Consider the following 9,812-nt stretch of genomic DNA (forward strand, 5'->3'; position numbering starts at 1 on the left):
GAAATCCCTGCCTTCCTGCGTCGTCAGGCGAACTAAGCTTACCTAAGACGTCCTCGTAAACGTCCGAAAGGCCACCCTTAGGGGTGGTCTTTTCCGTTAGGGCCACAACTTTAGGCGTGCTGCGGTGCAGCAATTGGGGTGCGCGGGTCGGTAACATTCGTTGAAATATTGCTGTTATATGTTCACGCTTCGCCGGCAGTTCAGGGATGATCGGGAGCCTGAAATCTATATATAACAATGGATTATTGGGGGTATGCGCACGTTAACGCCCAATTGTGACAGTGATGTTTCAGACGGTAGCAATGATTGAATTGAGCATTAGGAACGGCCCCGTTAGGACAGAGTTCAACTTAGACAGATGATCTTTGGACAGTGAGTATTGACCGTGCAGACAACCATTAAGACAGCGATCAGCTTTAGCGGCACCGGCCTTCATTCCGGCCGTCCTGCAACTGTGACGATCCGTCCGGCTGGCGCGCATCACGGTATCTGGTTCTCGCGCAGTGACGTGGATGTGGGCGATCGCCTGATCCCCGCCCGCTGGGTTGCGGTGAATCGCTCGCCTCTTTGCACCAAGCTGGAAAATGCGGCGGGCCTGCAAATCTCTACTGTTGAACACCTGATGGCCGCGCTGGCCGGTTGTGGCATCCACAACGCGCTGGTCGAGATTGACGGCCCCGAAGTGCCAATCCTCGACGGCTCTGCCGCGCCCTTCGTGCGGGGTATCATGCAGCGTGGCGTGCGTGTGCTCGCGGCCCCTGTGCGCGCTTTCGAAGTGCTGAAAACGGTCACCGTGACGGATGGCGAAGCCTCGGCCACTATCGCACCTGCAGACACCCTGAAGATCGACTTTGTCATCGATTTCGCCGATGCCGCCATCGGCCATCAGGAAAAATCGCTGGTCATGAACAACGGCAGCTTCGCCCGCGAACTTTGCGACAGCCGGACCTTCTGCCGTCAAGCGGATGTAGACGCGATGCAGGCGAACGGTCTGGCATTGGGCGGTCACGCGGGTGAAAATGCTGTCGTCTTTGACGGCGACCAAGTGCTGAGCCCCGGTGGTCTGCGCCACGCGGACGAACCCGTACGCCACAAGATGCTGGATGCTTTGGGGGATCTGGCGCTGGCCGGCGCTCCGCTGATCGGCCATTACACCGGCGTGCGCGCCGGCCACAGCCTGACCAACACGCTGCTGCGGGCGCTGTTCGCGACCCCCGGTGCCGTGCGCATGGTTGAATGTGACGCGCAAATGGCGTCGCGTCTGCCCGGCTTTGGTCTTGAGTGGGACGAAATCCCCGCCGTTGCCTGAAAGCGGTAACGCGATGTCGCAGGGCAGGGCGTTAACGACGGTTGAAACTCCGGTGGGGCTTGGGTAATCCTTTGTTTACGATTTGGCCCGTCGACAGCCGCCCTTGCAGGGGACTGCCGAATGGTCGTTTTGTTGCGCGAAACCTTGTGCTAGTCACGGGCAAAGGCGTATCGTGAAACGTGACGCAGAGTTTAAAGCGAGGGTGAAACGCATGACGGGTACGATGTCGCGCAAGCGGGTGGTCGGTGCGGTGCTTTTGGCGGGCGTTCTTGGCGCGTGCGGTGGTGCTCAGGACACGGGTCGGACGACCAACAGCTTCTTCAACCCTCAGGAAATTCCGCTTGAAACATACTCGGCCGAGCAGATTTACGAGCGTGGCGAATTTGAACTGAACCGCAAACGCCCTGCCGAAGCGGCTGAATATTTCTCCGAGATTGAACGCCTGTACCCCTATTCCGAATGGGCCAAGCGGGCGCTGATCATGCAGGCTTTCGCCTATCATCAGGATCAGGATTACCCTAACAGCCGCTCTGCCGCGCAGCGCTATATTGATTTCTTCCCCGATGATGATGACGCGTCCTATGCAAGCTACCTTCTCGCGCTAAGCTACTATGACCAGATCGACGAAGTTGGCCGCGATCAGGGGCTGACCTTTCAGGCGCTGCAAGCACTGCGTCGCGTGATCGAGGATTATCCAGACAGCGAATATGCGCGGTCTTCCGTGCTGAAATTCGATCTGGCGTTTGACCATCTGGCGGGCAAAGAAATGGAAGTGGGGCGCTATTATCTGCGTCGCAAACACTATACTGCGTCGATCAACCGCTTCCGCGTCGTGGTCGAGGATTTCCAGACAACCACCCACACCGCCGAGGCGCTGCACCGTCTGGTAGAGGCGTATCTGTCGCTGGGTCTCACGGACGAGGCGCAGACCGCAGGCGCCATTCTGGGGCACAACTACCAGTCCACCGAATGGTACGAGGCAAGCTATAAGCTGCTGACCGGTCAGGGGCTTGAAATGAAGTCCTTCGGCGATAACTGGTTGACCGCGATCTACCGCCAAACGATCAAGGGCGAATGGATCTGACCACGCGCCTTTTGACGGCCCACACGGATAGTGACCCATGCTACGCGGCCTAGATATTTCGGATATGCTGATCATCGACCGGCTGGAACTTGCGTTTCAGCCGGGTTTGAACGTTCTGACCGGCGAAACCGGGGCGGGTAAATCGATCTTGCTCGATAGTCTCGGGTTCGTGCTGGGCTGGCGCGGGCGTGCCGATCTGGTGCGTCAGGGCGCGTCTCAGGGCGAGGTCACGGCATGGTTCGACCTGCCCGAAGGTCACGCCGCCCATGCGGTGCTGGAGGAGGCGGGCCTGCCCGGCGGGGGCGAGCTGATCTTGCGCCGTATCAACGGGTCTGACGGGCGCAAAACGGCTTGGGTCAATGACCGCCGCTGCTCGGGGGAGGTGCTGCGCGCGCTGTCGGAAACACTGGTCGAATTGCACGGCCAGCATGATGACCGCGGGTTGCTTGACCCCAAGGGCCACCGCGCCATTCTGGATGAATTCGCCGGCACCGCCCCGCTGCGCGACAAGGTGCGGCAGGCGTGGTCTGCCTTGGCTGCGGCGCGCAAGGCTGCCAAACAGGCCGCCGCCGAACGCGAGGCGATTGCCGCCGAAGAAGAATACCTGCGCCACGCCGTGGCAGAGCTGGACAAGCTGGACCCGCAAGCGGGCGAGGAAGAACAGCTCGACGCGCGCCGGCGCCTGATGCAAAGCGCCGAAAAGATTCGCAGCGATGTGGTCAACGCCTACGAGATGATGGGGCAGGGCGGGGCAGAGACACAGCTGGGCGACGCCCTGCGCTGGCTCGACGGGGTGGCCCATAAAGCCGACGGCGCGCTAGAGGCCCCGATGGCCGCGCTTTCGCGTGCGATGGTCGAATTGGACGAGGCGATGGAAGGCGTGGTCGCCGCCATCGACACCATGTCGTTCAACCCGATCGAGCTGGAAGAAACCGAAGAGCGCCTCTTTGCGATCCGCGCCATGGCCCGCAAGCACGAGGTGCTGGCCGACGATCTGGCGGGCTTTGCCGAGACGCTGCGCGGCAAGCTGGACGCGCTGGACGCAGGCGAGGCCGCACAGGCGGGCCTGGAGAAAGCCGTGCGCGACGCCCAAGCCGCCTATGATGCCGCAGCCGACGCCCTGACCGACGCGCGTCGTAAGAAAGCGGGCAAGCTGGACAAGGCCGTCGCGGCAGAGCTTGCCCCGCTCAAGATGGAGCGCGCGGTTTTTGCCACGCAGATCACCGAGGAAACGCCCGGACCGGAAGGCCGCGATGCGGTGTCCTTTACCGTGGCCACCAACCCCGGCGCGCCTGCGGGCCCACTGGGCAAGATCGCATCGGGCGGGGAGCTCAGCCGCTTTCTGCTCGCGCTTAAGGTCTGTCTGGCCAAGGGGCAAACCGGCCTGACGATGATCTTTGACGAAATCGACCGGGGTGTCGGCGGTGCGACCGCCGATGCGGTGGGGCGTCGTCTGGCGGCGCTGTCGCAGGGCGGGCAGGTGCTTGTTGTCACCCACTCCCCCCAGGTTGCCGCTTTGGGCGCGCATCACTGGCGCGTGTCCAAGGCCGTGTCCAAGGGCAAGACCCTGTCGACGGTTACGCCACTGTCCGCGCCGGAACGCGTGGACGAGGTCGCGCGGATGCTGGCAGGGGATACGATTACCGAGGCCGCACGCGCCGCCGCGCGCGAGCTTTTGGGCGAAGAATTCGCCAGCTAGCGGCACAGTCTTGATTGCAGGGGTTTTAACGCAGGCGGCTCTGTCCTAGACATGGGTAAACCCTGACAGCAAAGCCGCCATGCCTTTGAAACCGCGCCCCTTTCTGAACCAGCAGTATGACACGTTGTGCAGCCATGCGCGTTTGGGGTGGGATGTGTTGCGTGAAAAAGGACCGGGCAAGGTCACCTTCTGGTTCATCGCGCTTGCAATCGGCATCTCGGCTGGCTTTGCCGCGCTGTTTTTTCGTAAAGGGATCAACGCATTACAGGCGTTTCTTTATGGCACCGAAGATGTGCAGCACTTGCATAGTTTTATCGGCAGCCTTGATTGGTATTGGGTCGTTCTGATCCCCACCATCGGCGGGCTGACCGTGGGGCTGATCTTGCATAATTTCACTCGAGACGCCCGCGTGCGCAGCGTCGGCGATGTGATCCTTGGCGCGGCATTGCACGAAGGTCGGGTGGAAACACGGGCCGGTATTGCGTCGGCGCTGGCCTCGCTGATCACGCTGAGCACCGGCGGATCGTCAGGGCGAGAAGGGCCGGTGGTCCACCTTGCGGGCGTGATCTCGACCCTGGTGAGCCGCCGGATCAATGCCAGCGGTATTACCGGTCGTGACCTGCTGGGCTGCGCCGTTGCGGCGGCCGTCTCTGCCAGCTTTAACGCCCCGATCGCAGGCGCGCTTTTCGCGCTCGAGATCGTGTTGCGCCACTTTGCCGTGCACGCCTTTGCGCCCATCGTGATCGCGTCGGCCGCAGGCACTGTGATCAACCGGTTGGAATTCGGCGGCCTGACCGAATTTGCCCTGCCCACCGTGGGCGATATGTCCTTCTATGCCGAGCTGCCCGCCTTCCTGCTGCTGGGGCTGACCTGCGGTGTGGTGGCGGTCTTTCTGATGCGCGGCATCTTCTGGGCCGAGGATTTCGGCAACTTCATACAGGCCCGCAGCAAGCTGCCGCGCTACCTGCGCCCTGCCGTGGCAGGGGCAATCCTTGGCGTGATTGCACTATGGTTCCCGCATATCATCGGCGTCGGATACGAGACGACGACCCGCGCGCTAAGCGGTGATATGATCCTGCACGAAGCCGTTGTCTTTGCCGTGCTCAAGATCATCGCGGTGTCGATCACTCTCGGCGGACGGATGGGCGGCGGGGTGTTTTCGCCTTCGCTGATGTTGGGGGCGCTGACGGGACTGGCCTTCGGCTTGATCGCCACGGGCGTCTTTCCCACGATGTCGGGGGCCACGTCGCTTTACGCGCTGGCAGGCATGGGCGCGGTGGCAGCTGCCGTTCTGGGGGCGCCGATCTCTACCACCTTGATTGTATTCGAACTGACCGGAGACTGGCAGACAGGTCTGGCGGTGATGGTCGCTGTTAGCATGTCGACCGCGCTTGCCTCGCGTCTGGTGCACCGCAGCTTTTTTCTGACGCAGATGGAACGCCGTGGTATCCACCTTGCCGCCGGTCCTCAGGCCTATCTGCTGGGCATGTTCATGGTGGGCCGCATCATGCGCCGCCCCGACGACCTGCGCGCTGCGAACGAAGAAACCTGCTGGGATCTGATCGGCGAGGGGACCTATATCGACGGCACCGCCACGCTAGAGGCCGCGATGCCGATTTTCGAGCAGACCGGCGCGGCGTTTATTCCCGTGGTCACGCTCAAGCCCGAATCGCCGCCCGAACTGCTGGGCGCGCTGTTCCATGTGGATGCGCTCAAGGCCTATAACCGCGCCCTGGCCGAGACAGCGGCCGAGGAACATTCTTGATTGTCGCTGTATTCGCGACAGTAGGTGCGGCAGGGGTGAACTGTCCTAAATATTGAAATGTGTCTGAAATGCGGCGGTAATTTGTCTTTCTTGCGTTCCTCAGCGTAAGCTACACTCTGGGTATAGCTTAGAGGGATTTGAACATGCTTGGATTGACTTTGTTACCAGCGCTCGCGCTTTTGGGATTTGCGGGATTGATTGATAGCAGCAGCGATGACGACGATACCAATGATGACATGCAAGACGTGGCAGAGCCCGAGGTGACAGACCCGCAGATCGCTACGCAGCAGGGCACCAACGGCCCTGATCTGGTCACGGGCACGGGCGCGAATGATGACATCGACGCGTTTGGCGGTGACGACACTGTAAACGGCTTTGGCGGCGATGACACGGTGCAGGGTGGCGCGGGCAATGACCTGCTGAACCTTGGCGGTGGCGACAATCTTGGCAATGGCGAAGAGGGTCGCGATACCGTCAACGGCGGGCCGGGTGCCGACACATTGCTGGGCGGGAACGGCGCGGACAGTCTTTCAGGCTTCGGGGGCACCGATGATCTCTCTGGCGGGCAGGGCAGCGATATGTTGCGCGGTGGTCTGGGTGATGATCTGCTCAATGGGAACAACGGCAGCGATACGCTTGATGGCGGTACCGATAATGACACGCTGATCGGCGGTAGCGGCGACGATAGCCTTGGCGGCTTTGGCGGCGCGGATTCCCTCGTGGGCGGGCTCGGGTCCGACAATCTGGATGGCGGGGCCGATAATGATACGCTTCTGGGCGGCGGGCTGATGGACACGCTCTTTGGCGGTTCCGGCGATGACGTGCTGCGCGGTGGCACCAACAACGATCTGGTCAACGGCGGATCAGGCGATGACGACGCCATGGGCAACTTTGGCGCGGATACCGTGCTGGGAGGGCGCGGCAATGACACGCTAAGCGGTGGCGAAGGCTTTGACTACATCGAAGGGAACGACGGCGACGACATCCTGATGGGCAACGAAGGCAACGACGGGCTCAGTGGCGGGCAGGGCAATGACACGCTGATGGGCGGGGTTGGCAGCGATACGCTGAGCGGGTTGGCGGGCGATGATATGCTTGACGGGCAGGGCGGCAACGACCTGCTGAACGGCAACATCGGGAACGACACGTTGATGGGGGGCGGGTTGAACGACACGCTGAATGGCAATGGCGGCGACGATGTGATCAGCGGCGGCACCCAAAGCGATCTGATCAACGGCGGCAGTGGCAATGATGCGCTGTCTGGCGACGCAGGTGCTGATACGATCAACGCAGGCCCCGGCAATGACACGCTGTCAGGCGGCGAGGGGCCGGACAAGCTGGCGGGCAACAGGGGCGACGACCTGATTGATGGCGACGCTGGCAATGACGCGCTGTTCGGCGGCTTGGGCGACGACACGTTGAACGGCGGGGCGGGGAATGACTTTTTGATCTCGGGGCTGGGGACCGACAGTATTGACGGCGGTGCCGGTGACGATGTGATCCGCGCGTTCGACTTCAACCTCGACGGCAATGTGTCAGGCGATACGGATACGATGGCAGATGTCGTGCTGGGGGGCGATGGCAGTGACACCATCAGCGCCAACGACGGCGATACCGTGACAGGGGGCGAAGGGGCCGATGTGATCAATGCCATCGGCTATGATCAAGTGGGCAAGGCCCCGGTCATCGTGACCGACTTTAATCTCGCCGAAGACGGGCTTTACCTGCAGGAAACCCAAGGCTCGCCCGCGCAATTTGCCCCCGGTGACGGGATGTTCGAAATCCGCGCCGCAGCCAATGGCACCGACAGTGAACTTGTGGTCAACGGCAATGTCGTGGTGATCGTGCAAAACACCAGCGCCGCCGATCTCAGCGCGGACACAAGCTGGCTGCTGAACGCATAAGAGGGGCCGCAGCCCCCCTTGCTTTAATCTTGAATTTCCAGGGCCCTTTCGGGGGCCCTAGATTTGTTCGACCGCAACCTCGGGCAATTGGTAGAAGGCCAGATGGCCCTTGATCTCGGCGACATCCTCGCTGGGGTCCTCGTAGGACCATGCCACGTTTTCCAACGTCCGGCTTTTGGTCACAACCGAGAAGTAATGCGCATCGCCCTTGTGCGGGCAGTGGGTGGTCTTGTCGGTTTTGTCCAGAAACGCCATGGCGATATCCGAACGGGGGATATAGATCACCGCGTCGTGGTCGCCTTCCCGCAGCTCAAGCGCATTACGTGTTTCGGCCAGTACCGCGCCCCCTGCGCGCACCGTCCATGTTCCGTTCGACTTCAATATCTTGATATGGTCTGCCATTGCTGACCGTCCTCCCTGAATGAACTGAAATATATCGCGCTCAAACCGGCGCTGTTGCCGCATCCAACCACAGTTTCGCAACCGGTGATAGCCGCGGCCCGATCTTTTCCGCAACGTCGCGATGATAGGCGTTCAGCCAGTCTCGCGCATCTTGGGTCAGCATCTGCGGCACGATCAGCCGCGTGTCGATGGGTGCAAAGCTCAGCGTCTCCCACGACAGCATGGCGCGATGCGCGTCCCCGCCCGGCAGATCAGGCGCAGACCGCACCACAGCAAGGTTTTCCAGCCGGATGCCAAAGGCCCCCTCGCGGTAATAGCCGGGCTCGATGCTCAGGATCATGCCCTCGGACAGGGGCACCGTGCTGAGCTTGCTGAGGCGTTGCGGCCCTTCGTGCACGCTAAGATAGGCCCCGACGCCATGGCCCAGCCCGTGATCGAAATCCTGCCCCGCCATCCAGAGCGGCAAACGCCCCACAGCCTCGATATCCCGCCCGGCAAGCCCTTGGGGCCAGCGCAGACGGCTCATGGCGATCAAACCGTTCAGCACACGGGTAAAGGCTTCTTTCGCCTCGACCGGCGGCGTGCCGATGGCGATGGTGCGGGTGATGTCGGTGGTGCCATCCAGATATTGCCCGCCCGAATCCAGCACCAGCAGATGCCCGTCTAGCAAAAGGCTATCGGTGTCCTCGGTCACGCGGTAGTGCATGATCGCACCATTGGGGCCGGTCCCGGCAATGGTCTCAAAGCTGATCTCTTGCAAGGCCGGATCACGGCGGCGCGCGGTCTCCAACTGGGTCACCACTTGCGTCTCCGTCACGCTGCCCGCAGGCTGCGCGTCCAGCCAGGCCAGCACCTCGACCAAGGCCGCCCCGTCGCGCAAATGCGCCGCGACAGAGCCTTCGATCTCCGCCGCGTTCTTGCAGGCTTTGGGCAGGGCGCAGGGGTCGTCGCCCCAGACGACCCTGTCGCCCAAAGCGTCCCAAACAGCCACAGGCACGGTGGCCTTCTCGACCAGCACGGGGCCCGACAGGTCGCCAAGTGCATCCAAAAACGCCTCTGGCGCATGCAGGGTCACATGCGCGCCCAAATGCGCCTCAAGCCCCTCCAGCTTGGAGGGGGCGACGAACGCGTCCACGTGACCCGCGCTGTGCAGCACGGCAAAGCCATGCACGACCGGATTACGCGCAATATCGGACCCGCGGATGTTCAGCAGCCAACACAGGCTGTCGGGCAGGGTGATCACCGCCGCCCCACGGCCCTTGTCGCGCAGCCCTTCGGCCAGCCGCGCGATCTTATCGCCATGGGCCTCGCCCGCATAGTCTATCGGGTGGACCTTGGCGGGGTTCATGGGCGGGGCGGGCTGGTCCTCCCAGATGCGGTCGACCAGATTATCGGTGCGGCGCAGCGTGATGCCGCTGCCGTCCAAGGCGTCCTCAAGCTGGGCGATCTGTCCGGCGGCATGCAGCCAGGGATCAAAGCCGATAACGCCACCCTGAGGCAGCTGTGCGCGCAGCCATTCGGCCAGCGAGACTTCGGGCCAGGCCACAGGCGTATAGACATCCGCCACCTGCGCCTTGACCTGCGTGCGGTAACGCCCGTCGATAAAGACCCCCGCCACATCCCGCAGTGCCGCACAAAAGCCTGCCGAT

General features: G+C 62.2%; 7 protein-coding genes. 5 read left to right on the plus strand and 2 right to left on the minus strand.

The window, feature by feature from the left end:
• Nucleotides 1-385 precede the first annotated feature (385 nt).
• The 5 genes from lpxC (at nucleotide 386) to B3849_RS09495 (ending at nucleotide 7,761) form a co-directional block, all read left to right on the plus strand.
• Nucleotides 386-1,309, plus strand: coding sequence for a UDP-3-O-acyl-N-acetylglucosamine deacetylase (lpxC, locus tag B3849_RS09475; protein WP_278424814.1), 924 nt, complete (start codon nucleotides 386-388; stop codon nucleotides 1,307-1,309).
• A gap of 211 nt (nucleotides 1,310-1,520) precedes the next feature.
• Complete coding sequence (locus tag B3849_RS09480; RefSeq protein ID WP_005854107.1) at nucleotides 1,521-2,393, plus strand: outer membrane protein assembly factor BamD; 873 nt, start codon at nucleotides 1,521-1,523, stop codon at nucleotides 2,391-2,393.
• Nucleotides 2,394-2,430: 37 nt separating this feature from the next.
• Nucleotides 2,431-4,092 carry a DNA repair protein RecN gene (gene recN / locus B3849_RS09485; protein ID WP_286780048.1) on the plus strand — a complete coding sequence of 554 codons (1,662 nt, stop codon included), beginning with the start codon at nucleotides 2,431-2,433 and terminating at the stop codon, nucleotides 4,090-4,092.
• 79 nt (nucleotides 4,093-4,171) lie between these two features.
• Nucleotides 4,172-5,857 (plus strand): chloride channel protein, encoded by a 1,686-nt coding sequence (locus B3849_RS09490; protein ID WP_168592772.1) that lies wholly within the window; start codon nucleotides 4,172-4,174, stop codon nucleotides 5,855-5,857.
• A gap of 143 nt (nucleotides 5,858-6,000) precedes the next feature.
• Nucleotides 6,001-7,761, plus strand: a complete 1,761-nt coding sequence (locus tag B3849_RS09495) for a calcium-binding protein (RefSeq protein ID WP_278424775.1) — start codon at nucleotides 6,001-6,003, stop codon at nucleotides 7,759-7,761.
• A gap of 57 nt (nucleotides 7,762-7,818) precedes the next feature.
• On the opposite strand, the gene B3849_RS09500 is transcribed toward B3849_RS09495, so the two are convergent.
• The gene (locus B3849_RS09500; RefSeq protein WP_005854099.1) at nucleotides 7,819-8,163 is read right to left on the minus strand and encodes a DUF427 domain-containing protein; all 345 of its coding nucleotides are present in this window, start codon (nucleotides 8,161-8,163) and stop codon (nucleotides 7,819-7,821) included.
• Between the two features lie 40 nt (nucleotides 8,164-8,203).
• A partial coding sequence (locus B3849_RS09505; protein ID WP_286780049.1) for an aminopeptidase P family protein occupies nucleotides 8,204-9,812 on the minus strand: 1,609 nt, incomplete at its 5' end.

The organism is Sulfitobacter sp. UBA4523 (assembly GCF_002388305.1).
GTDB classification, from domain to species: domain Bacteria; phylum Pseudomonadota; class Alphaproteobacteria; order Rhodobacterales; family Rhodobacteraceae; genus Sulfitobacter; species Sulfitobacter pontiacus.